Origin of the sequence: Micromonospora sp. 15K316, from assembly GCF_004348525.1 — a bacterium.
GTDB lineage: Bacteria > Actinomycetota > Actinomycetes > Mycobacteriales > Micromonosporaceae > Micromonospora.
The window spans coordinates 1-23,945 of record NZ_SMKG01000037.1; the positions used below are offsets into that span (position 1 = coordinate 1).

Below are 23,945 nucleotides of genomic sequence, written 5' to 3' on the forward strand. Positions count from 1 at the left end.
CATGGCGAGGCTCCCGGTCGGGGCTTCGAGTCTTGGTCGACAGCTGTCCTACCTGGAGCCTCGCACCCATCGATCACCGGGCCTGCCACACCGGCCCTGAGCCGCAAGATCAGCTTGGAAAAGGCTCAATGCGTCGTACGTCCAGTCGGCGCCGACGAACCCCTGGTAGGCATGGTGGTCGACCAGAGCAAGAAAGCCCGAGTCGTCGGTCGCCTCGAACCTGCGGCGTAGGTGCATGTGATCCCCCGGTCACCTTGTCCCGGGCATGCTCCCGGGTGTTGAGCCCTGGGTCAAGCAGGGGATCCCTACGCTGTGAGCCATCCGTACAGCCAAGACCATCCATCGACACCGACGCTGCCCGAAACGATGGACGGGCTGACCAGTCGGACAGCCAACGACCAGCCATCCGCGATCTTCTTCTGATCTTGACGGATGCCTGGCGGGTGTCCGAGGGTGATCAGATGACGTCGCACGTGTGGCTTCACAAGGATGAGCACTTCCGCCCAGGCGAAGAACTCTTCCGCAGTGAGCGAGAGTTCCACCTGTGGTCGTACTCGGCTTCGCACAGCCAGCTGCTGCTTCGGGCGGAGCGAATGCCCGGAGGCGACAGCCGCCTTCCCACGACAACAGAGGTGCTTTTCAAGCCGGTCGGGGCGGCGCAGATCCAGGAGGCGTACCGCAGCTTGGTGATTCGGTGTGCAACCAAGGAAGAGACCGTCCGGATCCACGGCGGTATCTCGGACTACGGCTACCGCGACGAAGATGCCCGGGTGCTCGTGTTGGAGAGCGAGGGTGTGACCGGTTACGTCGTCACCCTCGCTGTCGGTTGGCGGGAGGGCGTCCTGTCGTACCTGCAGCCGTCGTTCTTCAACACGTTCAGCCCGTACGACCCGGTTTGGCCGGTCAAGCCGCTCTTCGGAGTCGGCGGTGAGTACGAGGTCGCCTCGCCGGAGGAGGTGGCGCAGGCGTTCCTCACCGGTCTGCCAGAAGGCGAACGCCGCGAGCGACACCGCTACGTGCACGTACTCATTGCAGTGACCGAGGAAAACGGCCACCGGAGACGACACAATGTGGGGGTATTTCTCACCGAGGCGGACGCCGAGGAGGCAAAGAGACTGGTCGAGCCCCACGTGGCGATCTGTGGAATCGAAATGATCCCGGTGGTGCTGTAGCAGGCGCGCCAGCTGGGCGGCGGAGCCCACGCGGATCAGAAGAATTGCCGGGCCATCCACGGGCCACACGCGGGTGCCATCAGGGGCCAAGTCAGGCCGTCCTATGGTGTCGCGGTGGATGAGCACACCACCGAGACTTCCGGACACTCGGACCAGCACGAGATGTTCAGATCTCTGCCCTTCCCCTTCAGTGGTGGCCGGTTCCCCGACAACCTGGGGGCAGTGGTGCAGCGCACGGTGCTGGACGGCATAGAGCCGGCGCGTGAGGTGATCCACACCGCCGACAACTCCTGGATGGTCGGCGACGGTGTCAACGATCCGAACCGGCCTGGCGCAGTAGTCGCGACGTGCATCAGGCATGTCGTCGAGCTGAACTCAGCGGTGGCGCAACTCGCCAGCCTTCCGCTCGGTCAGTCGGCCTTTCGGAGGAACGCAGGCGAGCCGTGGGTGATCGAACCTCACTCATGGTCGGAGGAGTGATCCACCGACCACATGCCGCCGCACCTGGCCTCGGTCCTCTTACCGTCCCTAGAAGGCCGGACCACGACGACCCGGTTTGAGAGAGCCATTTCAGCTGGTCGGGCGAGGTTCCGCCAGGTAGACGGAGGTAGGCGACGTGGTCTCGCCTCCGGCAGCAGGTCTCACGCCGTGAGCCGGGCGACGTGGTCGATCAGGACGCCCCGGAGCCCGTCGTGCTCGGGGAGGTCCGTACCGAAGATCTCCTCGACCTGCAGCAGCGAGTCGACCAGCCGCTTCGGGTCGCCCCCGCCGACGGCCGCGGCCGCCTTGAGCCGGTCGGCCAGCGGATCGTCGAGCGGAAGCTGGTGGCCGCGGGTGTCCCGGCCCTTCGCCACGTACGCCATCCAGGCCGCGACCGCGAGCGCGGCCTGCCGCGGGATCGCTCCGGCGGCGAGGCGGTCGCGGACGGTGCCGAGGAGCCGGACCGGCAGTTTCTGTGATCCGTCCATGGCGACCTGCACGGTCCGGTGCCGCAGCGCCGGGTTGGCGAACCGTTGCAGCACCTGCCGCCGGTAGCCGGCCAGGTCCAGGCCGTCGGGCACGCGCAGGGTCGGTGCCACGTCCTCGACCATCAACGCCTCTGCCGCGGTGGCGAGTTCGTCGTCGGCGAGCGCGGCCGCGATGGTGCCGTGACCGCGTAGGGCCCCCAGGTAGGCGAGCAGCGAGTGGGTGGCGTTGAGCATGCGTAGCTTCACCGACTCCCAGGCGGCGACGTCGTCGGTGAAGACCGCGCCGGCGCGGTCCCAGGCGGGCCGATCGGCGGCGAAGTCGTCTTCGATGACCCACTGGCGGAACGGTTCGGCCACCACGACGCCCCGGTCCTCCAGTCCCAGGACCGTCCGGACGTGCGCGCGGTCGTCGTCGGTACTGGCCGGCACGATCCGATCGACCATGCAGGACGGGAAGCGCACGGACGTCGCGATCCAGTCCGCGACCGGTCCCGCCTCGGCGTCCGGCAACGCGGCCAGGAAGTCGTGCACCAGGTTGTGCAGGACCTCGCCGTTGCCGACGAGGTTGTCGCAGGAGAGCACGGTGACCGGTCCGGCGGCGCCGGCCGCGCGTCGCTGCAGCCCGCGGACGAGCTGCCCGACGGCGGTCCGTGGGGGCCGTCCCGCGAGGTCGGCGGCCACCTCCGGGTCCGACCGGTCCAGCCGGCCGGTGCCGTCGCGGCGGTAGCCCTTCTCGGTCACGGTGAGCGTGACGAGGCGTACGGCGGGGTCGGCGATCCGGTCGACGACAGCTGCCGGGTCGCCGGCCCCGTGCAGCACCTCCCGGACGCTGCCGACGACGCGCGGGGGTGCCGCGCCGGGGCCTCGTTCCAGCACCGTGTAGAGGCCGTCCTGCGGCGTCAGTTGGTCGCGTACGGACGCCGACCGTTGGGTGACCCCGGCGATGCCCCAGTCGTCGCGGCCGGTGGCCGCCGCGGCCTGCTCGGTGAAGACGGCCTGGTGTGCCCGGTGGAACGCGCCGATGCCGAGGTGCACGATGCCGACCCGCAGCGCGCGCGGATCCACCGCCGGCGGGGTGAACGCCCCGCCCGGCCCGAGGCGGTCCAGCCCGTCGAGGCCGAGCCGTGGCACTTCGCTCACAGGACGGCTCCGAGCTGCCACGGGACGATCTCCTCACCGCCGAGGCCGAGCTCCTCGCTCGCGCTGCGGCGGCCGGAGGCCACGTCCAGCAGCAGGTCGTAGACGCGCCGGCCCATCTCATCGAGGGTGACGCCCTGCTCGACGACCGGGGAGCAGTCCAGGTCGATGTCGGCCGCCATCCGGCTGGCCAGTTCGGCGTTCGTGCCGAGCTTGACGGTGGGGACGGGGCGGCTGCCGAAGACCGAGCCGCGGCCGGTGGTGAAGCAGATGAGGTTCGCTCCGCCGGCGACCATCCCGGTCACGGAGACGGGGTCGTAGCCGGGGGTGTCCATGAAGACCAGCCCGGGCCGCGGGATCGGCTCGGCGTAGTGGCACACCGCGGCGAGCGGGCTCCGGCCGGCCTTCGCCACGGCGCCGAGCGACTTCTCCAGGATGGTGGTGATGCCGCCGGCCTTGTTGCCGGGGGACGGGTTGGCGTCCATCGTGGTTCCCTGCCGTCCGGTGTACTCCTCCCACCACCGGATCCGCTCCAGCAACGCCTCAGCGGTCTCCGGGTTGGTGGCCCGCGCGGCGAGGAGGTGTTCGGCGCCGTAGATCTCCGGGGTTTCGCCGAGCACGGAGGTCGCGCCGGCCGCGACCAGCAGGTCGGAGGCGACGCCGAGGGCCGGGTTCGCGGTCAGTCCGGACCAGCCGTCGGACCCGCCGCACTGCAGGCCGAGCACGAGTTCCTCGACCCCGATTTCGGTGCGGGTCGCGCCGGCGAGGTCCCGCATCATGCCCCGGACCAGTTCGACGCCGCGGGTCACCGCGGCGGAGGTGCCTCCCAGCTCCTGGATGGTGTACGACGACACGGGCACGTGCTCGGCCACCCCGAGGTCGGCCATGAGCCCGGTCACCGCGTTCACCTCGCAGCCGAGCCCGACCACGACCAGGCCGCCGATGTTCGGGTTGCGGGCGTAGCCAGCCAGGGTACGGCGCAGCACCTCCCACCCTTCGCCCCGGTCGGCCATCCCGCATCCGGTGCCGTGGGTCAGGGCGACCACGCCGTCGACGCCGTCGAGGCCTTCCGCGTCGTCCTCGGTGACCCGGGCGATCTTCCGGGCGACGGTGGCGGAGCAGTTGACGGTGGTCAGGACGCCGACGTAGTTGCGGGTGGCGCCCCGACCGTCCGGGCGGCGGTAGCCGTGGAACGTGCGGCGCAGGTCGGCGGGGAGCCGTGGGGCGGTGATTGTGCCTTCCCCACCAGCGACGCGGGCGGCCGCGTCCTGCGGCATGCCGAGGTTGTGCGTGTGCACGTGCTCACCCGCGCGGATCTCCACCAGCGCCCGCCCGATAACCTGGCCGTACTTGCGTACCGGCGATCCGGCGGACAGGTCGCGCAGGGCGACCTTGTGCCCGGCGGGCACGTCGTCGCGCAACGCCACACCGGCCACCCCCGGCGGCGCCAACGGCTCCCCCGCGGTCATCGGCGTCGTCGCCACCGCGACGTCGTCGCTGTCGTACAGGACCACCACGCTCATCGGTTCGCCTCCCTCACCACGGGTGTGCCGTGCCTCCCGCTCGCCTTCCAGCGGGTCACGATGGCCTGGGCGTCGGTGATCCTCACGGCTCCGGTTCCTCCTTGACCCGGGCGACGAGCTGGGTCGGGTTGACGTACCGGAGGGCGATGACGAGCAGCACCAGCATCATCGCGGTGTACATGACCGCCATCGCGTCCACCGACTGCTGGGCGCGGATGCCGGCCGCGGACATCGAGTAGTAGAGCGCGACGACCAGGGTCTGCGAGTCCGGGCCGGCGGTGAGGAAGGTGAGCTCGAACATGCCGACGGTCCGGACCAGGACGAGGATCGCCGAGGCCAGCATTCCGGGCAGCAGCAGCGGCGCCAGCACGCGCAGGAACACCGACCGCATGCCGGCCCCGCACATCCGGGCCGCGCTCTCGATCCGCGGGTCGATCTGCTCGATGAACGGCGTCATGGTGAGGATCACGAACGGCACCGACGGGACGAGATTCGCCAGCACCACGCCGGAGAGGTGCCCGGCGAAGCCGAACTTGTAGAGCACCGTCGCCAGCGGGATGCCGTAGGTGATCGGCGGCATCAGGATCGGCAGCAGGAAGACCAGGTAGATGGCCCGTTTCCCGGGGAAGCTGCGCCGCGCCAGCACGTACGCCGCGGGGACGCCGATCAGCAGCGACAGTCCCACGACGAGCAGGGACACCTGCAGGGTCACCGTGATCACCTGGAGCAGCGCGAACTCGGTCCACGCGTCGCCGTACCACTTGGTGGTGTAGCCGTCCGGGAACCAGGTGTCGAACCAGCGCTGCCCGAAGGAGCTGACCAGCACGGATCCGACGACGCCGAGCAGGTTGAGGAAGAAGAAGATGACCGCGCCCCAGACCAGCCAGGCGGCGGGACGGGCGACGATCCGCCGCCGGGTATCGGTTGCCGCGGTGGTGGTGACCATCAGCCCTTACCTCCCGTGGAACCGGTGTAGAAGCGCGTCCGGGCGAACAGCACCACCGCGATGACCACCAGCTCGATCAAACCCATGATCATCGCGATCGCCGAGGCGTACGGGTAGTCGTACTGCTCGTAGGCCGCCTGGTAGGCGGCGATCGAGATGACCCGGGTCTCCCCTGCCGGGTTGCCGACCAGGACCGCCGACGGGAAGACGCTGAACGCGAGGACGAACGTCAGGCAGAACGTGGTGGCCAGCCCGGGCATCAGCAGCGGCAGGGTGATCATGCGGAACCGCTGCCACCAGCCGGCGCCGAGGGTCGCCGCGGCCCGCTCGAGCGTCGGGTCGATGCCGGACAGGTACGACAGGACGAGCAGGAAGGCGAAGGGGAACCCGGTGATGACGAGCGAGAAGAAGACGCCCCAGTAGTTGTGGACGAGCCGGATCGGTTCGTCGGTGAGGTGCAGGGCGGTCAGCACCCGGTTGAACCAGCCGGTCGGGCCGAGGAAGTTCAACAGTCCCTGGGCGGTGAGCACGGTGCCGAGGGTGATGGGCACCACCAGCAGGATCGTGACCAGCCGCTTGCCGCGGAACCGGCCCCGCATCCGGTAGGCGATAGGCACCGAGGCGACCACGTTGAGAAGCGCGGCGGGCAGCGCCAGGCCGAGCGTGGTCCAGATCGTGTCACGCTGGTAGGCGTCGCCGAAGAACCGCGCGTAGTCGCTGAACGGGCCACCCTCGGTGGGCTGGAACGACAGGCCCAGCCCGTAGAAGAACGGGTAGAGGAAGAGCAGCACGACGAAGAGCAGCGCCGGGGTGAGCAGCCACAGGTGACGGTCGACGCCGCGCTCGGCGAGGCGATGCTGCCAGTGCGCCCGCGCGGGCGCCGGGGGCCCGGCGGACTCCACTGCGGGGGTGGGGGTCGTGACGCTCATCCGACCAGCCCTGGTTCCTCGACCACGGCCGCCGCCTTGTCGGCGGGCCGGGTGGCGGCCGCGTCGCCGGGGAAGACGAGCAGCCGCTGCGGGTCGATGCTCAGGGTGACCGGATCGCCGGGCGCCACCCGCCGGTCGGTACGCAGGTGGACCCGGGAGCCGGCGGCGGTGACCGCCTCCGCCGCCAGTTCCCGCCCCTGGTACTCGACCACCTCGATCTCCGCCGGGACGGCGTTGGTCGTCGCGTCGCCCTGATCGACCCGGACGTCCTCGGGGCGCACCGCGACGATCACCTCGTCGCCGGGCGCCACCGGGCCGACCGGGACGCCGACGAGCCGCAGGCCGTCCCGCTCGACGGCGACCGTGCCGTCGGCCGCCTCCCGCACCCGCATCGTCCACAGGTTGCGGTAGCCCATGAAGTCGGCGACGTGCCAGTTGGCGGGGCGGGTGTGCAGCTCCTCCGGGGCACCGATCTGCTGGACGCGGCCTTCCCGGAGCACCACCAGGCGATCGGCCAGCGACAGCGCCTCCTCCTGGTCGTGCGTCACGTAGACCGTGGTGAGCCCCAGCGACTGGTGCAGCCGGCGGATCTCGGTACGCATCTCCAGGCGCAGCTTGGCGTCGAGGTTGCTCAACGGCTCGTCCATGAGCACCAGCGACGGCTCCAGGACGACCGCACGGGCGATCGCCACCCGCTGCTGCTGGCCGCCGGAGAGCTGGCCGGGCAGCTTCCCCGCGTGGTCCTCGAGGCGTACCAGGCGGACCGCCTCGTCGGTGCGGCGGCGGATCTCGTCCTTCGGCAGCCGCCGCATCCGCAGCCCGAACGCGATGTTGGCCCGCACCGACATGTGCGGGAACAACGCGTAGTTCTGGAACACCATCCCGAAGCCGCGGCGCTCCGGCGGCAGCGTGTCGATCCGCCGCTCGTCCTGCCAGATGCTGCCCGCCGTCAGCGGCAGCAGCCCGGCGAGGCAGTTCAGGGCGGTGGACTTACCGCAACCCGACGGGCCGAGCAGGGCGACGAACTCGCCCGCCTCGATCGTCAGGTCGAGGTCACGCAGGGCGTCATGGCCGCCGAAGCGACGCGACACGCCCTGCAGTCGCAGCTGGGAGAACGCTTTGGCGCCGGCGGTCATCCCTGCTTGACCTTCCCGCTACCGATCTCGCGGTCCCACCTGTCGAACGCCGCCACCAGCGCCTTCGCGTCCAGCGGCACCTCGGTCGGGTTGTTCGCGATCAGCGAGTCGTACTCCGGTCGGCCGAAGTCCCGGATGGCGTCCTGACTCTTCTGCGGCGCGTCCGACAGCTGCACACCCTGCACCGCCGGGCCCGGGTAGAAGTAGCCCTCGTCGTAGGCCTTCGCCTGCTGCTGCGGAGTGAGCATGAACGCCAACAGGGCCAGCACCGCGGCCTGGGTGTCCGTCGACGCCCCCTTCGGGATCACCGCGTAGTGCGCGTCGGTCACCCAGTGGAACCCCTGCAGCGAGGTGACCTTGGCCTCCTTCGGCACCGTGCCGAGCACCCGGGGGTTGATGTCCCAGCCGGTCGTCGACGCGATCACGTGCACCGAGCCGTTCGCCAGGTTCTTCATCGTCTCGGTGGTGCCGGACGGGTAGTAGTCGACGTGCTGGTTGAGTTCCTTGAGGTAGGCCCAGGTCTTGTCCCACCCGTTCACCGGGTCCTTCGGGTCCTTGTCGCCGAGGATGTAGGGCAGCCCCATCAGGAACGTCCGCCCGGGACCGGAGTTCGACGGGCGGGCGTACTGGACCTTGCCGGGGTGGGCCTTGGCGTACGCGAGGAGCTGCTCCGCGCTGGTCGGCGGCGTCGCCACGGTCCCCGGCAGGTACTCCAGCAGCGGACCGGACGGGTAGTAGGTGACGGTCACGCCCGCGTTGCCGGCGAGCTTCTGCATGGCGGCGGCCGGCGCGAGATAGTTGTTCATGCCGGTCAGCCGGCTCTCGAACTTCGGCAGGACGTCGAGCCACAAGCCCTGGTCGATGCCGGCCGCGAGACCGTCGACGCCGGTGAGCACCAGGCCGATGTCCACCCGGTCGGCGTTCTGCTGCGCCTTGATCTTGCCGACCAGCTCCGGGGCGGGCGACTTGGAGTAGGTCACCCGGGAGATGACGTCCGGGTTCTTCTCGACGAACTCGTCGATCATTCCCTGGGTCAGCTGCAGGTTGCCCGCGACGTCGAGGATGTTCAGCGCCACGGCCTTGCTCGGCTTGTCGGGAACCTCGCCGTCACTGTCGCCGCCGGAGCCACCGGAGGTGTCCGGGGCGCCGCAGGCGGCGGTAACGGGCAGCAGGGACGATGCTGCGGCGATCAGGGCGCTCCGCCGGGTGATACCCATGAAACTTCCCTCTCTCGGTGGTCAGTCACGGTGGTGGTGATGGGTGGGGCGCGTCCTTCCGGCCGGGAAGTTCAGTCGGTCGGCGCGACCCCGGTCGAGCCGCGAACCAGCAGCTGGGTGGGTAGCTCCCGACGCGGCTTACGCACGCCGTCGGGCCGCTCCAGCAGCGACAACAACAGGTCGACAGCAGCGCGGCCGGCCTGCTCCTTGGTGAGCGAAACGGTGGTGAGCGTGGGCGACGACATCGACGACATCTGGATGTCGTCGATGCCGATCACGCTGAGGTCCTGCGGTACGCGCAACCCGCGGTCCCGCAGCCGGCCGAGCAGGCCCAGCGCCATGACGTCGTTGTAGGCGATGACGGACGTGACACCGGAGGCGACGATGAGGTCCGCCGCGGCGACCCCGCCCTCGAACTGGGGCGGGAAGTGACCGGCCACGTACAGGTCCATCCCGGCCGCGTCGGTCGCCGAACGCAACGCCCGGATCCGGTCCCGGTTGGACCAGGACGTACGCGGACCACCGACCCAGGCCACCCGGTGGTGGCCGAGCGCCGCCAGGTGCGCGACGGCCTGCCCGATCCCGTCCGAGTTGTCGAAGACGACGGACGGCACCCGCCCGAAGCGCCGGTTGACCATGACCAGGGTCGTGGTCGCGGCGAGCGTGAGGATGTCCTCCTCCCGCCCCCGGGGAGAGCAGAGGATGAGCCCGTCGACCTGCTTGGCGAGGACCCGCACCAGATCGCTCTCCGCGGCCGGGTCCTCGTCGGAGTCGGCCAGGAAGACGGCGTAGTCCGCCTCCCTGGCCCGGGCCTGCACGCCCTTCACCAGGCTGGGAAAGAACGGGTTGGCCAGGTCCGGCACGATCAACCCCAGGTTCCCGGTCTTACCGGTGATCAGACCCCGCGCCGCCCGGTTCGGTTCGTAACCCAGCCGCTGCGCCGCGCGCAGCACCCGCTCCCGGGTCACCGAGTTGACCAGCCCGGGCATCGACAACGCCCGGGACACCGTGGACGGTGAAACGCCGGCCTCCCGGGCCACCTCGCGGATCGTCGTGCGCAACGGTTCACCTCCTCAATCGGGAAACCGTCACGTCCGAAGTTTGAAACCGATTGCAGAACACTGTCAATACTGCCGAGCATGAATGTTCCCTGGCTCCGCTGAACCCACCCTTGTGACCGAGACCCGTCGATGCAATCCTTTGCAGGGCCCGTTCCAACGACGCCGCAGAGGAGACGTTCGTGGCACAGCTGCGTCTGCATCCCGACCGCGCGCTACCGGCCGACACCGACATCCGCGCCGTGGCACGCCGCATCTACCACTCCACACGGGAACTGCCGCTGCTCTGCATGCACGGGCACGTGGACGCCGCCGTCCTCGCCGACGACCAACGCTTCTCCGACCCCGCTCACCTGCTGGTCGTGCCGGACCACTACGTGACCCGGATGCTCGTCTCGCAGGGCGTCACCCTCGACCAGCTCGGCGTCCGCCGCCTCGACGGCACGGTGGCCGAAACCGATCCCCGCGCCATCTGGCGGCTCTTCTGCGCCCACTGGCACCTGTTCCGCGGCACCCCCAGCCGCTACTGGCTGGAACACGAAATCGCCGAAGTGCTCAAACTCGACCTCACCCCCGGCCCCGACACCGCGGACGAGCTCTACGACCTCGTCGACGCACGACTGGCCGAACCGGGCTTCCGGCCGCGTACCCTGCTCGACACCTTCAACATCGAGCTGATCGCCACCACCGACTCCGCGACCTCGCCCCTGCACGGCCACGCCCGACTCCGCGACGCGGGCCTCGGCGAACGGGTGGTGCCCACCTTCCGCCCGGACGCCCTCACCCACGTCGGCCACCCCGGCTGGACCCGCCACCTCGAACAGCTCCAAGAGCTCACCGGCGAGGACACCGGCGACTACGACGGCTACCTCGCCGCCCTACGCGCGCGGCGCGCCGCGTTCGTCGCCGCCGGCGCCCGAGCCACCGACCACGGCCACCTCACCGCCGCCGCCGAGCCGCTCGGCCCCGCCGAAGCCCGACGGATCTACACCGAGGCGCGCCACGGCACGGCCGGCCCCGACGCGACGGAGGCGTTCGCCGGCCACATGCTCTACGAGATGGCCCGGATGTCCTGCGACGACGGCCTCGTCATGCAGATCCACCCCGGCGTGCTCCGCGACCACGATCCCGAAATCCACCGCGAATTCGGCTCCGACCTCGGTTTCGACATCCCCATCACGGCCGAGTTCACCCGCTCGCTCCGGCCGATGCTCAACGCCTTCGGCCGCGACCCCCGATTCCGGGTGGTGCTCTTCACCGTCGACGAGACGGTCTACTCCCGAGAGCTCGCCCCGCTCGCCGGCGTCTACCCCGCCGTACGCCTCGGTGCCCCGTGGTGGTTCCTGGACAGCCCCGACGGGATGCGCCGCTTCCGCGAACTGGTCACGGAAACGGCGGGCTTCTACAACACCAGCGGCTTCGTCGACGACACCCGGGCGTTCCTGTCCATCCCGGCCCGGCACGATCTCGCCCGACGCATCGACGCCGGCTACCTGGCCCGCCTCGTCCTCGAACACCGGTTGACCGAGGACGAGGCGATCGAGACGGCAACCGACCTGGCCTACCGCCTTCCCCGGGAGGCCTACGCCCGGCGGACCCAGTGAGGACGCCCGGATCGGTGCCGGGAGTGGAAGACGGGACGCGGTCGTGTACCTCGTGACGGTCGGATCCGGTGAGGGTCGAGGAAGGCGCCGAGGGGCGACAAGAACGACGATCGTCATTACGCTCGGCTAGGCGACCAGGCGGGCCTCGCCTGGAACTGATGTCAGGGGAGCAGGGATGAACCGTGGCAGGAAGGCATCGGCCGTCGCGGCGGCCGGTGCATTGGCCATCGTCACGATCTTGACCGCGGGCGGGTCGCCCGCGGCCGCACGGACAGCCGCGACAGCGACTGCGGCAGCCGGCGACGCGATCATCCATGACGAGAATCCACGGGTGCCCGAAGGGGCGGCGTGGACGGAGGCGTACTTCCCGTCCTCCGACGGCAGCGGCGTCGAGCTGCACGCCGACGTGCTGCGCCCCGCGCACCTGCCGGCACACGCGAAGACGCCGGTGATCCTCTCCGTAGGCCCGTACTTCGCCCACGCCGGGCAGACCGGCCCCGAGGGCTGGGACCAGGTCGGACCGTCGGCGCGTTTCCAGGACCTCGTCGACGGCGCCGACCTGATGGCGCGCGGCTACACCTTCGTGATGGTGGACCTGCGTGGCTTCGGCGGCAGCACCGGGTGCCTGGACTGGGCCGGCCCGGGCGAACAGGCCGACGTCCGCGCGGCCATCCAGTGGTCGGCCAGCCAGCCGTGGTCCAACGGCAAGGTCGGGATGTACGGCAAGTCCTACGACGCCGTCACCGGGCTGGTGGGCAACAACCTCAAGATGCACGCTTTGAAGGCGGTCGTCGCCCAGGAGCCCCTCTGGGACATGTACAACTACCTGTTCAGCAACAAGATGCCCCGCCCCAACGTCACGGGCACGCCGGCGGCGTACAACTCGATCGCGGTCATGCCTGCGATGGCCGACGACAGCGACCGGTACAAGGCGAACGCGGCCTACGAGGCGAGCCATCCGGAGTGCCTGAGCGACAACATGACCAACAACAACAACCCCGACGCCGATTCGGCGTACTGGAGGGCCAGGAACCTGGCCAAGGACGCCGCCGGGACCCGCACCCCGTTGTTCGTGACCCAGGGCTTCATCGAGTCCAACACCAAACCTGAGGACATGGACGAGTACCTGGCCAACCACCGCGGCCCGGAGCGCGCTTGGCTGGGCCAGTGGGACCACGTGCGGGGCAACGACACCGACGGCGACGGCCGGTTGCAGATGGGCCGTGCCGGTTGGTTCGACGAGGTGATGCGCTTCTATGACCAGTACCTCCGCGGCACGCGCCCGACGGTGACCGATCCGGCGTACGCCATCGAGGACAGCCTCGGCCACTGGCGCGCGCAGAAGACCTGGCCGGTGATCGGAACGTCGTACGACGCGCGGCTCGCCACCGGCCGGTACCTCGACAACGGCGGCGTCCCGGCGACGGCCGCCGAGTCCCGCGCGATGGACCAGGGCCGCTGGGACATGGAGCGGGCACCGCGCCTCGAGGTGCTGTCCCGGGCCGAGAAGACCGCCGCCGCGCAGGGCGACGCCTCGGCCTCCAGCTACTGGACCTGGTCCACGCCCACCTCCCAGGCGCTGCGGATCACCGGTACGCCGAGGATCACGCTCCGCGCGAGCACCAGCGGAAACGTGATGGTGCGCCTGTGGGACGTCGCTCCCGACGGCACGGCGACCATGTTCGACGAGAACGTCGCGCTGATCGAGCGCGGCGGACGGATCTCCTTCGACCTGAAGTCGACCGACTGGACCGTCAAGCGCGGGCACCAGCTCGGGGTCCAGATCGGCACCATCGACTCCAACAGGTGGCGGGACGTCCCCTCGGGCCACACCATCAAGGTCTCCGACGCCCGGCTCAGCTTGGACGTGCAGAACCCGCGCTACGACGTGCCGACCCAGGGTGACCGCTCGCCGTACCTGGACTCGTACCTGACGGCGAACACCACCACGCTCAGCGACATCGGTCGCGGCACGTTCCCGCTGCGGCTCTCCCGGAACGGCTGACCGTTACAGCTGCCCGGTGCCCGCCGCCTGGCGGGTGCCGGGCGGCCCGTTCCGGCCGTGCGCGCGGAGCGTGCGGCTCCGTCGCTGACCTGCCGCCGGTAGAACAGCCGACACTCTGTGCGGCGGGGCTCGCGACGGTCCGGTGAGCCGAGTAAACCCCTCATGAGCCTCTTGCCGCCCTCAGGCGACGCCCGGGCTGCGCAGGCCAAATGACAGCCACACGACCAGCGTGGGCAGCCGAATTGAGAGCGACAGCCCGGGCGCCTCGACCGAGGCCTGGCCGGGCCACTGTCGCAGGTCAATGAAACACGTAGCCGAATTCAGGCGTCCGGAAGGTGGGGGAAGCTCCGCTCAAGCCCTGCTGGCGGCTTGTTCGGTCTTTGTTCCGACGGTGTCGTTAGGGCATGGGCCGTGGTTGGCTGACGTCATTCGGTTCGTCATGGCGAGGAGGAGGGCGGCTGCCGCCAGCACGGGCGGCAGCATGAACGGGGCACGGGGTCCGGCTTGCTCCACGAGGAGGCCGGCGAGTGCCTGGCCGGCAGCTGTGCCGACGGGTCCGGCGGCGCAGACGATGGTCATGGTGATCGCGGCTCGGGTGGGCGCCAGCTGCTCGGTGATGGCGTAAATGGTGATCATATAAGGCGCGATAGCGATTCCCGCTACCAGGACGACGGCCGCGAGTGGCGGCCGTGTCCCGCTGGCGGGTAATAGGATCATGGCGATGAGAAGCCCGAGAGCGAAGAGGCGGTAGCGGGTCCGCAGGGGCATGCGGGATGGGATCCAGGCGTAGGCGATGCTGGCGATGGCACTGCCAGCACCAAGCGCGGCGTACAGCAATCCGCCGACGGAGGCGTTGTCCACTGCGGTGGCGTGTGCTGTCACTCCCACCTGAACGGTACCGAAAATGGCGCCCATAACCGCCATGGCGGCACACATCGCTGCCAGTCCCGCCCTGGGCAGCGGCGACGTCGCTGATCGCGATGGCATCCGCTCGGGTGCGGTCGTGTATAGCAACGCCACCGGAGCCGCCGCCGCGAGGAGAAGCACGATGCACGCCGTGAGCGGCGCGCCTGCTGGGACGGGGGCCCAGGTTGCGGCGAGGAGTCCAACCACAGCGGGACCGGCGATAAAACTCGCCTCGTCCGCAGCAGCTTCGTACGACAACGCGGTGGTCATCAGACCTGGCTGTTCAGGCCGCGACTGCGCCAGATAAGACCAGTGAACGCGGATCAGGGGGCCTACCTGCGGTTGAGTCGCGCCGACGAGGACAGCGGCGGCGAAAAGCGTCGGACGATCAGCGAAGGTGGCGGCAAGGAGACCGGCCAGAGCGACGGCGTTCGCAACGGCCATGAAGACGCCAAGCTGACGGATGCCGGTGCGGTCGGCCAGCCGCCCGACGATGACGCCTCCCGCACCGATGGCGAGGCTCTGAGCTGCGGCGGCCGCGCCGGCGAAGGCATAGCTGCCCGTGGCATGTTGCAGCAGCAACAGCGTGCCGAGGGGCGTCATTGCATACGGCAGGCGCGCGAGAAATCCGAGGGGGAAGACCACCGAACGGGTCGTACGGGCGAGCTCTCGGTATGACAAGGCGTTCTCCTCGCATGACGAAGAGACGCGCCTACCCAGCCACCGGACGCGCACAAATCCCGATTCTGTTCGCAGATTAACAGCGCCGATGTCATCGATCAAGGCTGGCCTGCGTTGGTGAAGTGCGCACGAAGCTGCCCGACTCGTACAGGATCTCCCGTGGCAGGGTCGGAAGTTCACTGAGTCGATCCCTCGGCGCCTACCACTCCTTGGTCGCTACCAGCAGAGACAGGTGCTCTTGAGGGTGGAACTTCCGCTATGCACTTCCGCATCACGCCTGACGGGGTTCCTTCGACAGCGATCACTTGTTACGTTCGGTGCATCGTTGAACACGGGAGATTGGTCGACGATGACAAGGGACTAAGGAGGCAACAGTGCGCTCCTCCGCCGCGCCGACTGATCGCCGACGCCATCAGCCTTTTTGGATGGACTATTTGTTGGCGCGCTCCCAACGCGGCCAAACGTACTAATCACAGGACATCGGTGCACCACCTTCCATTGGCGCGGAGTCGCGCAGCTTTGCGTCCTTTCCACTAATGGCAGCGGCGCGGCAACCAGCAACACCCGATCGGCGAGGTCAAGCGACCACTGCCGGCCCGGCCGGCCATCAGCGATCGCGTCCCCGCCCCGCTCGGCGACCAGCCGGACCAACCTGCGGAACTGGGCGGGCTGCAGCCCGGTGAACGGAGAGACCCACTCCGAGCGAGCCAACGGTGATCACCTGCACCCGGTGTGATCCACCATGGACCATCACCGAGTTACGAGGCATTCCTTGAGAAGGGACGGCTACAGGTAGCTTCGCCGGGCAGCGGATCAGCCACGGCTGTCTACTATCCTGCGGTCATGCTCATTCCCGGTTACCAGGATCGATTCTCAGAGGACGTCAACGTCGCAGCGCTCACTGTCGACGGGTGGCATCACGCAGAGCGACCCGGGTTCTGGGCACTGTACTGGCGGGAGTTTCTGCTTCCCGACGAGGATGACCTGCTCCCCGAGATTTGGGGAGCTAGCGGCGACGACCTGGACGAGCTTTTCGACTCGGCGTCCTGGCCGGTGCTGCGGATGGGCCTGGGCGGTGGCGCTGAACTCGCCGTGGTGTTTCGCAACCTCCGAGAGGAGGGCGGAGTCGACTTCCTGGTCCTACCCAACGGTGGCCGCGACGCCATCGAGATCGCCGGGCTGGACGGGCACCAGCGCGGCCCCGGACTCTCCTGGGCGGAACTGGCGGCCGTCGCCGGACGCCAACGCAACCCGGCCCGGCGCGCGCAGACCCTGCTGCTTCTCGCCCCTGCATTCGGCGACGAGGCGGCAGACACCCCGGACGCGGTGGCCTTGCTCGTCAAGGCGATGCGCACGCTAGGCGCAATCGGAGACACCGAGCGAGTGGCGACGGCAGCAGTCTCCGACGAGGTGCACTTCTGGGGGCACGTGCCGTGGGTGGCTGGCGTGCCCGGCTCGGAGTACGCCCCGCGCAACCCGGACAGCCTGTTCGCCTTGCCGGAAGCCTCCCGGCGGCTGGTCACAGAGCTGCTGATGCCCTGATCCCGGCGGCCCGTCCTCGCCTACTGGCGGGGTCAACCTCATGGGCGCGCCAGCGTCATCACACCCGAGATCATTCGCGCCGCCCGAGACCTGCTGCCCGACCCCGACGCCAGCGTCACCGCCGTCGCCCGGCTACTCGGCGTCAGCCCCGGCGGCCTCTACAACCACATCCCCGACCTGCGCGAACTGCGCGCCGCCGGCCGAGCCCGTCACCAACAGCCGCACGGTGTAGGCGAACCTTCCGAGGCCCCTTCACCTGGCTTACCCCTCCCCCAACGCCGGAGTGAGCGGACAGTCGGGCACGGAACGAAGCTCAACAGCCACCCGTCCCTCTGCTGCTGCGGTCAGCACTGCCGCTCCTCCCATCGCACTCTCGCCGACTACCGAGGTTATGGCGACGACGCTTTTGCCCGGCTCGACTTCATCCGCCCCGGCCGCCCGGTGCTGGCGGTCAGGGCTCGTGGTGGCCGGCCCAGGAGCCCCGGACGTGGCCGATGTGGCGTCGCATCAGCGCCGCCGCCCCCGCCGCGTCGCCGGCCACCACCAGATCGACGATCTGCTCGTGCTCGGCGGCCGAACGCCCCAGCTCGCCACGCTCGGCGAGGTCTTGCAGGCCGTAGAGCCGGCTGCGGGCCCGGAGGTTCCCGACCACGTCGATGAGATGCCGGTTGCCGGCGAGGGCGAGCAGCGAGAGATGGAAGCGCCTGTCGACCTCGACGTAGCCGATGAGGTCGCCGGTCTCGGCGAGGCGCTCCACCTCCTTCGTCAGGGGACGCAGCGCCTCCACCGCCGCCCGGGTGGGCTCGTTGATGGCCCGGGCGATCTCGGCCACGGTGGGCACCTCGATCAGCGCGCGCAGTGAGGTGATCTCGTCCAGGTCCCGGTCGCTCAGCTCCTTGACCCGGAAGCCCTTGTTCCGGACGATCGTGACCAGTTCCTCGTTGGCGAGGTCGAGCATCGCTTCGCGTACCGGCGTGGCGGAGACACCGAACTGCTCTGCGAGCATCGGCACGGAGTACAGCACGCCGGCGCGCAGCTGCCCCGTGATGACCGCGCCACGCAGGGCATGGGCGATCTCCTGTCGAAGGTTGGGCCGGACCCCCAACTGCGGCAAAGAGAGCGCGTCCGGGGCCAGGCGCGCGGCGGCGTCCGTCACGGTCTCACTCCTTGTCCTCTTCATCGCAGCGCGAATCCCAGTCCGACGGGATCGTTGGCCTCAAGGACGAAATGGTGTTCGCCGGTGCGGTAGGCCATTCCTCGCACCTCTGACACGTAGGCCGGGCGGCCCTCTGCTTCCAACTCCCGCACGACGCGGCCCAGGAACCGTGTTCCGACCACCGAATCGTGCGTGAGCACCTGGTCAGGGGCGAGTTGCCCCGATGATGCTAGCAGCGCGATCCGCGCGGAGGTGCCTGACCCGCACGGCGACCTGTCGACCTCCCCGTCGGCGAAGACGGTGATGTTGCGCTGGTGGGGGCCGCCGGACCGCCGGCCGAGATCCTCGAACAGAATGGTGCCGTAGATGCCGTCGAGCCGCGGTTCGCTCGGGTGGCGGGCCCATTCGGTCCCGTTGAGTTTCCATTTGATTTCGCGGCCGAGCGCCAGCAGGTCACCGTAGTGCTCCGGGCTGACCGACAGCCCGAGGACCGAGGCGTCGACGGAGGCGTAGATGGCGCCGCCGTAGCTGATGTCCGCGCGCACCGGGCCCCGGCTGGTGTCCACGGTGATGCCCTCACCCAGGACGTACGCGGGCACGTTGCGGAAGCTGACCTCGCGGACCTCGCCGGCGACGCAGGAGACGGTGGCCGTGACGCGACCCGACGGTACGTCGATCACCACGTCGGTCTCCCCGTCCGGGGCGGCGTCCACGAGCCCGCTGCGGACGGCCCACACGCCCAGCGCGATGGTGCCGTGTCCGCACGCCGTCGAGTAGCCGTCCTTGTGCCAGAACAGCACCCCGAAGTGGGCGCCCTCGTCGTCCGGTGGCACGACGAAGCAGCCGTACATGTCGGCGTGGCCACGAGGTTCGTTGACCAGGAGCCGGCGTACCGCGTCGACCTGCTCGTCGCGCTGAGCGTGCGCGCGGCGTTGCAGGACGGTGGTGCCGGGGATCTCCGGGACGCCGTCGGTGACGATGCGGAAGGGCTCTCCCGCCGTGTGGTAGTCGGTGGCACGAATGTCCCGCATCGCCTCAGGCCCCCAGGTACGCCTCGACCACGCGGGAGTCGCGCGCGAGCTCGCGGGCCGCTCCCTGCAGGGTGATCACACCGTTCTCCACGACGTACGCGCGGTGCGCGATCTTGAGCGCGGCACGGGCGTTCTGCTCGACGAGCAGCACCGAGGTGCCGTCGGCGTTGATCTGGCGGATCAGCTTCATGATCTGCGTCACCACGAGTGGTGCGAGACCCATCGAGGGTTCGTCCAGCATGAGCAGTTTGGGCTTCGCGACCAGCGCGCGGCCGACGGCGAGCATCTGCTGCTCGCCGCCGGACAGGTTGCCGCCCTGCTGGTTGCGCCGCTCGGCGAGCCGCGGCAGCAGGGCGTAGACCTCGTCGATGCGGCGGCCGACCACGGCCTTGTCACTCACCAGGTAGCCGCCGAGTTGCAGGTTCTCGTGGACGGTCAGCCGGGAGAAGATGCGGCGTCCCTCCGGCACGTGCACGACCCCGGCGCCGACGATCTCCCACGGCTTGGCCTTGGTGATGTCCCGGCCGAACGCGCGCACGGTGCCGGCGGTGGACCGCACCACCCCGGAGACGGTGGCGAGGGTGCTGGTCTTGCCCGCGCCGTTGTTGCCGAGCAGCGTGATGATCTCGCCCTCGCCGACGGTCAGGCTCAGCCCCCGCAGGGCGTGGACGCGGCCGTAGTGGACGTCGAGGCCGTCGATCTCGAGTGCCCAGCGGCCGGCGGCGTCACTCATGGCTCATCATCTCCTCGTCCGTGTCCTCCTCCTCGTCGTCGTCCTTGCCGAGGTACGCCTCGATCACGGCCGGGTCGCGGCGTACCTCGTCGGGAGTGCCGTCGGCGATCTCCCGGCCGAAGTTCAGCACGACGACCCGGCGCGACACCTGCATGACGAGATCCATGTCGTGCTCGATGAGCACGATGGCGATGCCGAGCGCACTGATGCGCTGCAGCAGATCGAGCAACTCCCCCTTCTCGCCGTAGTTGAGGCCGGCGGCGGGCTCGTCCAGCAGGAGCAGCTTGGGCCCGCAGGCGAGGGCGCGGGCGATCTCGACACGCCGCTGCTCGCCGTACGGAAGGTTCCGCGCGAGACCACCGCGGTCGCCGCGCAGGCCCACGAAGTCGAGCCACCGGTTGGCCTCGTCGGTGGCCTCCCGCTCCGAACGCCTGAACCGGGGCGTGTGCAGCAGCGCGTCGAGGGCGTTCTGCCGCAGCCGCAGGTGCATCCCGGCGCGGACGTTGTCGAGCACCGTCAGCTCGCCGAACAGGCGCAGGTTCTGGAAGGTGCGCGACATCCCCCGGGCCGCGATCGCGGAGGGCCGCAGGCCGGTGATGTCCTTGCCGTGCAGGGTGATCGAGCCGCCGGTGGGCTTGTAGAAGCCGGTGACGCAGTTGAACGCGCTGGTCTTGCCGGCACCGTTGGGGCCCACGAGCGAGAGGACGTCGCCCTCGTAGACCTGGAACGTCAGCCCGTCGACGGCCTTCACACCACCGAAGTCCAGGTGCAGGTCCTGCACCCGCAGCAGCGGTACGGACGCTGGCGTGCTCACGGCACCACCTCCTTGGCCTCGCGCGCGTCATGCTCCTCGGCCTTGCGCTTGTCGCGCCGGGACTGCCGTTCCATGGCCCGCGCCGGCCACAGCCCCTGCCGACGGAAGATCATCACGATGATGAGCAGGATCCCGAATACGAAGTACCGGTAGTCCGCGGCCTCCCGGAGAAGCTCGGGCAGCACGCTGATGAAGATGGCGCCGAGCACCACGCCGGGCGTCGAGCCCATGCCGCCGAGCACGACGGCCATCAGGATGAGCGCCGACCACAGGAAGGTGAAGCTCGGTGGGGAGATGGCGGACAGTTGGGCACCGAAGAGGATGCCGGCGAGGCCACCCCAGATGGCGCCGCCGATATAGGCGGCGAGCTTCACCCGGTACGTGTTGATGCCCATCGCCTCGGCGGCGTCCTCGTCCTCGCGGATGAACCGCCAGGCGCGGCCGAGCCGGCTGCGGCCGAGCCGCGCCGCGCCGAGGACGGCCAGGGCGACGACGACCACACAGGTGTAGTAGAGGCCGACCGGGCCGCTCAGGTCGACTCCGAGCAGCATGATGCCGGGGATCCCGTAGATGCCGGACGGCCCCCCGGTGATGGTGAGGTTGTTCGCGGTGATCCGGATGATCTCCCCGAAGCCGAGCGTCACGATCGCCAGGTAGTCGCTGCGCAGCCGCAGGGTGGGTCCGCCGATCACGATGCCCGCGACCACCGCCGCGACGATGACGACGGGCGCCGTGGCCAGCAGCGGCCAGCCGTACCGGGTGGCGAGGATGCCGCTGACATAGGCGCCGATGGCGAAGAACGCGGCGTACCCGAGGTCGAGCAGGCCGCAGTAGCCGACGACGATGTTGAGGCCGACCGCGAGCATCACGAACAGCAGCGCGGAGGTCATCACCGACAGGGCGTAGTTGGTGGCGGTGATGAACGGCGCCAACAAGGCGACGGCCAGTCCGACCAGGCCGAGGTGGCGGTTCTGCTGGAGGCGGTCGAAGAGCGCACGGGCGCGGGCGGGTGACATGGTGAGGTTGGCCATCAGACACGCTCCGTAACGCGCTCGCCGAGGATGCCGGTCGGGCGGAGCGTCAGGAAGATGATGAGGAAGGTGAAGGCGAAGACATCGCGCCACTGCCCGCCGATCCAGGCTGTGCCGATCGACTCGAGCAGGCCGAGCGTCAGGCCGCCGAGCATCGCGCCCTTGATGTTGCCGATGCCGCCGATCACGGCCGCGGTGAACGCCTTGAGCCCGATGACGAACCCCATCAGGAAGTCAATCTTCCCGTAGTAGCTGCCGGCCATCACCCCGGCGGCGCCGGCGAGGGCGGAGCCGATGAAGAAGGTGCGGGCGATGACGGCGTCGACGTTGATGCCCATGTACAGGGCCGCCGTCGGGTCCTGGGAGATGGCGCGCATGGCCCGCCCGGTCTCGGTCCCCATGACGAGCCACTGGAGGCCGGCCATCAGCAGGATCGCGATCAGGATGAGACTGACCTGCTGGACGGTGATGCGGGCGCCGAGCAGATTGACCGGGTCGCCCGCCAGCCGGACCGGGTAGACCTCCGGGTTGGGCCCGGCCACCAGCCGCATCCCGTACTCGATCGCGAAGGAGGCGCCCACCGCGGTGATCAGTACGGAGAGCCGGGGCGCGTCGCGCAGGGGGCGGTAGGCGACCCGCTCCAGTAGCAGGCCGGCCGTCCCGGTCACCAGCATCGCGATGATCAGCACGATGAGCAGCGCCACGAAACCGAGGCCGGTCGCCAGCCCGCCGGCGACGCTCAGGACGCCGAAACCGACGAACGCACCGAGCATGTACAGGTCGCCGTGGGCGAAGTTGAGGAGCCTGATGATGCCGTACACCATCGTGTAGCCCAGGGCGACCAAGGCGTAGAACGATCCGACGAAGAGACCGTTCCAGAGGAGTTGGGTCATGGGAGTCCTTCGGGGCGGGGTACGCCCCGGCGGCGCGCTCCTGGGAGGGCGCCGCCGGGAGCGGGCGACCTACTGCAGGGGGTCCTTGAGGACGATCTTGCCGTTCCCCACCACGAGGATCTGGAAGCCACCGCTGGAGAGCGTGTGGTCGGGCGTGAACTTCAGCGGCCCGGAGAACAGCGGGAAACCGTCGATCGCCTCGAGTGCCTTGATGACGGCGTCACCGTCGGTCGAGCCGGCCTTCGTGACCGCCTCGGCGGCCACCCGGACCGCGTCGTAGGCCTGGGTGGAGTACGGGCCGGGGGCGGCGCCGAACTTGCTCTTGTAGTCCGCGATCCACTTCTCGGCGCCCTGAATCGTCTCCGGCGTCTGCGTCATGGTGGCGAAGACACCTTCGGCGGCCTCGGGGCCGGCGATGTCCACCAGCTTCTGGTCGACCGACCCGTCGGCGACCATGATCTTGCCGTGGTAGCCCGCCTGCCGCAGCTGACGGATGATGAGGCCACCCTCCTGGTAGTAGCCGGTCCAGTAGATGAAGTCCGGCTGACCCTTCAGGATGGCGTTGACGTTGGCGCTGTAGTCGCTCTCGCCCGCGGTGACCGACTCGCGTCCGGCGAGCGCCGGCGAGCCGGTCAGCAGCTTGGCGGTGGTGTCGGCGATGTCCTTGGAGTAGCTGGTGTTGTCGTCCATGAGGGCGACCTTGGTGGCGCCCTCCTTCTTCATGAACTTCAGCGCCGCGTCGGACTGCTGGGCGCCGGTGCCGTTGATCAGGAAGACGTTCTTCTTGTGCTGCGCGACCAGCTCGTTGGAGTTGGCGGCCGGGATGAGCATCGGCACGCCGGCCTTCTCGAAGATCGGCAGCGTCGGGAGCGTCGCACCGGAGCAGTAGCCGCCGACCGAGATCTTCACGCCCGCGGTGACCAGCTTGTTGGCGCCCGCCGTGGCGCTCTTGGCGTCGCACGCCTCGTCCTCGACCTTGAGCTCGAGCTTGCGCCCGTTGACGCCGCCCTTGGCGTTGAGCTCGTCGACGGCGAGCTGCGCGCCGTTCTTCATGTACGGGCCGATGGCCGAGCTGCTGCCGGACAGCGGCGTCAGCATGCCGAGGACGATCGGCCCGTCGTCCGACTTCTCGCCCCCGCCCGAGGCGAGGCCGTTACCGCAGGCGGAGAGCAGCATGGCCGCCACCGCCGCACTGCCCACGAGGGCGACTCGCGACAGCCGGCGGGTGAGGTATGACGTCATTGTCCAAACTCACTTCCCTCAGGGGCCGACACATGGACGGCCAGGTAGCGACTGGCATCACTGCTGTGTGACGTAGCACCGCACTATGGCACACGACACAAGACCGCTCCAGAGATGCACGTGAGGGTGTTACCGACGCGTGATTTGAGCCTGACGGGCTGCTGTGTGATGTTTTACTGACCGTCCCGGAAGGACTCTCCGCCATGACTGTCTCCCCTCCC

General features: G+C 69.4%; 20 protein-coding genes and 1 pseudogene. 5 read left to right on the forward strand and 16 right to left on the reverse strand.

Annotation, left to right across the window (positions count from 1 at the left end; all coding sequences use genetic code 11):
* Positions 1 to 461: 461 nt before the first annotated feature.
* The gene (locus E1211_RS32440; RefSeq protein ID WP_165947226.1) at positions 462 to 1,172 is read left to right on the forward strand and encodes a hypothetical protein; all 711 of its coding nucleotides are present in this window, start codon (positions 462 to 464) and stop codon (positions 1,170 to 1,172) included.
* 114 nt (positions 1,173 to 1,286) lie between these two features.
* Positions 1,287 to 1,652: a hypothetical protein gene (locus tag E1211_RS10960; RefSeq protein ID WP_132348063.1), complete on the forward strand. Its 366-nt coding sequence runs from the start codon at positions 1,287 to 1,289 to the stop codon at positions 1,650 to 1,652.
* 161 nt (positions 1,653 to 1,813) lie between these two features.
* Here the strand turns inward: E1211_RS10960 and E1211_RS10965 are convergent, their stop codons facing one another.
* The 7 genes from E1211_RS10965 to E1211_RS10995 all read right to left on the reverse strand — a co-directional run bounded on the left by E1211_RS10965 (position 1,814) and on the right by E1211_RS10995 (position 10,089).
* Positions 1,814 to 3,280 carry a mannitol dehydrogenase family protein gene (locus E1211_RS10965; protein WP_207915332.1) on the reverse strand — a complete coding sequence of 489 codons (1,467 nt, stop codon included), beginning with the start codon at positions 3,278 to 3,280 and terminating at the stop codon, positions 1,814 to 1,816.
* The gene (locus E1211_RS10970; protein ID WP_132348067.1) at positions 3,277 to 4,800 is read right to left on the reverse strand and encodes a UxaA family hydrolase; all 1,524 of its coding nucleotides are present in this window, start codon (positions 4,798 to 4,800) and stop codon (positions 3,277 to 3,279) included. Before E1211_RS10970 ends, E1211_RS10965 begins: the two co-directional genes overlap by 4 nt.
* 82 nt (positions 4,801 to 4,882) lie before the next feature.
* Positions 4,883 to 5,746, reverse strand: coding sequence for an ABC transporter permease (locus E1211_RS10975; protein WP_132348069.1), 864 nt, complete (start codon positions 5,744 to 5,746; stop codon positions 4,883 to 4,885).
* Positions 5,746 to 6,675 (reverse strand): ABC transporter permease, encoded by a 930-nt coding sequence (locus tag E1211_RS10980; RefSeq protein ID WP_132348071.1) that lies wholly within the window; start codon positions 6,673 to 6,675, stop codon positions 5,746 to 5,748. Before E1211_RS10980 ends, E1211_RS10975 begins: the two co-directional genes overlap by 1 nt.
* Positions 6,672 to 7,811: an ABC transporter ATP-binding protein gene (locus tag E1211_RS10985; protein WP_132348073.1), complete on the reverse strand. Its 1,140-nt coding sequence runs from the start codon at positions 7,809 to 7,811 to the stop codon at positions 6,672 to 6,674. Before E1211_RS10985 ends, E1211_RS10980 begins: the two co-directional genes overlap by 4 nt.
* Positions 7,808 to 9,028 carry an ABC transporter substrate-binding protein gene (locus E1211_RS10990; RefSeq protein WP_132348075.1) on the reverse strand — a complete coding sequence of 407 codons (1,221 nt, stop codon included), beginning with the start codon at positions 9,026 to 9,028 and terminating at the stop codon, positions 7,808 to 7,810. The genes E1211_RS10985 and E1211_RS10990 overlap by 4 nt, the downstream gene beginning before the upstream one ends.
* 71 nt (positions 9,029 to 9,099) lie before the next feature.
* Positions 9,100 to 10,089 carry a LacI family DNA-binding transcriptional regulator gene (locus E1211_RS10995; protein WP_132348077.1) on the reverse strand — a complete coding sequence of 330 codons (990 nt, stop codon included), beginning with the start codon at positions 10,087 to 10,089 and terminating at the stop codon, positions 9,100 to 9,102.
* Positions 10,090 to 10,268: 179 nt separating this feature from the next.
* On the opposite strand from E1211_RS10995, the gene uxaC reads away from it, so the two are divergent.
* Positions 10,269 to 11,690 carry a glucuronate isomerase gene (gene uxaC / locus E1211_RS11000; protein ID WP_132348079.1) on the forward strand — a complete coding sequence of 474 codons (1,422 nt, stop codon included), beginning with the start codon at positions 10,269 to 10,271 and terminating at the stop codon, positions 11,688 to 11,690.
* A 331-nt stretch (positions 11,691 to 12,021) separates the two neighbouring features.
* Entirely contained in the window at positions 12,022 to 13,695 is a 1,674-nt protein-coding gene (locus tag E1211_RS11005; RefSeq protein ID WP_243709490.1) for a CocE/NonD family hydrolase, read from the forward strand.
* Between the two features lie 351 nt (positions 13,696 to 14,046).
* Here E1211_RS11005 and E1211_RS11010 read toward each other — a convergent pair whose 3' ends face one another.
* Together E1211_RS11010 and E1211_RS11015 are read right to left on the reverse strand one after the other, a co-directional pair.
* Positions 14,047 to 15,246: an MFS transporter gene (locus E1211_RS11010; RefSeq protein WP_132348083.1), complete on the reverse strand. Its 1,200-nt coding sequence runs from the start codon at positions 15,244 to 15,246 to the stop codon at positions 14,047 to 14,049.
* 585 nt (positions 15,247 to 15,831) lie between these two features.
* A pseudogene (locus E1211_RS11015) lies at positions 15,832 to 15,993 on the reverse strand (IS5/IS1182 family transposase); the annotation flags it as partial.
* A 132-nt stretch (positions 15,994 to 16,125) separates the two neighbouring features.
* Here E1211_RS11015 and E1211_RS11020 point away from each other — a divergent pair.
* Positions 16,126 to 16,824, forward strand: a complete 699-nt coding sequence (locus tag E1211_RS11020) for a hypothetical protein (RefSeq protein ID WP_132348085.1) — start codon at positions 16,126 to 16,128, stop codon at positions 16,822 to 16,824.
* 451 nt (positions 16,825 to 17,275) lie between these two features.
* Here E1211_RS11020 and E1211_RS11030 read toward each other — a convergent pair whose 3' ends face one another.
* From E1211_RS11030 to E1211_RS11060, 7 genes are all read right to left on the reverse strand, one after another.
* Positions 17,276 to 17,980 carry a GntR family transcriptional regulator gene (locus E1211_RS11030; RefSeq protein WP_243709491.1) on the reverse strand — a complete coding sequence of 235 codons (705 nt, stop codon included), beginning with the start codon at positions 17,978 to 17,980 and terminating at the stop codon, positions 17,276 to 17,278.
* Between the two features lie 20 nt (positions 17,981 to 18,000).
* Positions 18,001 to 19,011, reverse strand: coding sequence for a proline racemase family protein (locus E1211_RS11035; RefSeq protein ID WP_132348089.1), 1,011 nt, complete (start codon positions 19,009 to 19,011; stop codon positions 18,001 to 18,003).
* Between the two features lie 4 nt (positions 19,012 to 19,015).
* Positions 19,016 to 19,744 (reverse strand): ABC transporter ATP-binding protein, encoded by a 729-nt coding sequence (locus tag E1211_RS11040; RefSeq protein ID WP_132348091.1) that lies wholly within the window; start codon positions 19,742 to 19,744, stop codon positions 19,016 to 19,018.
* Positions 19,737 to 20,558: an ABC transporter ATP-binding protein gene (locus E1211_RS11045; protein ID WP_132348093.1), complete on the reverse strand. Its 822-nt coding sequence runs from the start codon at positions 20,556 to 20,558 to the stop codon at positions 19,737 to 19,739. Before E1211_RS11045 ends, E1211_RS11040 begins: the two co-directional genes overlap by 8 nt.
* Positions 20,555 to 21,589, reverse strand: a complete 1,035-nt coding sequence (locus tag E1211_RS11050) for a branched-chain amino acid ABC transporter permease (protein WP_132348095.1) — start codon at positions 21,587 to 21,589, stop codon at positions 20,555 to 20,557. The genes E1211_RS11045 and E1211_RS11050 overlap by 4 nt, the downstream gene beginning before the upstream one ends.
* Positions 21,589 to 22,482 (reverse strand): branched-chain amino acid ABC transporter permease, encoded by an 894-nt coding sequence (locus tag E1211_RS11055; protein ID WP_132348097.1) that lies wholly within the window; start codon positions 22,480 to 22,482, stop codon positions 21,589 to 21,591. The genes E1211_RS11050 and E1211_RS11055 overlap by 1 nt, the downstream gene beginning before the upstream one ends.
* A gap of 69 nt (positions 22,483 to 22,551) precedes the next feature.
* Positions 22,552 to 23,724 carry a branched-chain amino acid ABC transporter substrate-binding protein gene (locus E1211_RS11060; protein WP_132348099.1) on the reverse strand — a complete coding sequence of 391 codons (1,173 nt, stop codon included), beginning with the start codon at positions 23,722 to 23,724 and terminating at the stop codon, positions 22,552 to 22,554.
* Positions 23,725 to 23,945: the final 221 nt, after the last annotated feature.

Bases quoted from the DNA above. Each gene is read 5' to 3' on its own strand.
- E1211_RS32440 (WP_165947226.1), top strand. From the start codon at position 462: ATGACGTCGCACGTGTGGCTTCACAAGGATGAGCACTTCCGCCCAGGC.
- E1211_RS10970 (WP_132348067.1), bottom strand. From the start codon at position 4,800: ATGAGCGTGGTGGTCCTGTACGACAGCGACGACGTCGCGGTGGCGACG.
- E1211_RS10975 (WP_132348069.1), bottom strand. From the start codon at position 5,746: ATGGTCACCACCACCGCGGCAACCGATACCCGGCGGCGGATCGTCGCC.
- E1211_RS10980 (WP_132348071.1), bottom strand. From the start codon at position 6,675: ATGAGCGTCACGACCCCCACCCCCGCAGTGGAGTCCGCCGGGCCCCCG.
- E1211_RS10985 (WP_132348073.1), bottom strand. From the start codon at position 7,811: ATGACCGCCGGCGCCAAAGCGTTCTCCCAGCTGCGACTGCAGGGCGTG.
- E1211_RS10990 (WP_132348075.1), bottom strand. From the start codon at position 9,028: ATGGGTATCACCCGGCGGAGCGCCCTGATCGCCGCAGCATCGTCCCTG.
- E1211_RS11020 (WP_132348085.1), top strand. From the start codon at position 16,126: ATGCTCATTCCCGGTTACCAGGATCGATTCTCAGAGGACGTCAACGTC.
- E1211_RS11035 (WP_132348089.1), bottom strand. From the start codon at position 19,011: ATGCGGGACATTCGTGCCACCGACTACCACACGGCGGGAGAGCCCTTC.
- E1211_RS11040 (WP_132348091.1), bottom strand. From the start codon at position 19,744: ATGAGTGACGCCGCCGGCCGCTGGGCACTCGAGATCGACGGCCTCGAC.
- E1211_RS11050 (WP_132348095.1), bottom strand. From the start codon at position 21,589: ATGGCCAACCTCACCATGTCACCCGCCCGCGCCCGTGCGCTCTTCGAC.
- E1211_RS11055 (WP_132348097.1), bottom strand. From the start codon at position 22,482: ATGACCCAACTCCTCTGGAACGGTCTCTTCGTCGGATCGTTCTACGCC.
- E1211_RS11060 (WP_132348099.1), bottom strand. From the start codon at position 23,724: ATGACGTCATACCTCACCCGCCGGCTGTCGCGAGTCGCCCTCGTGGGC.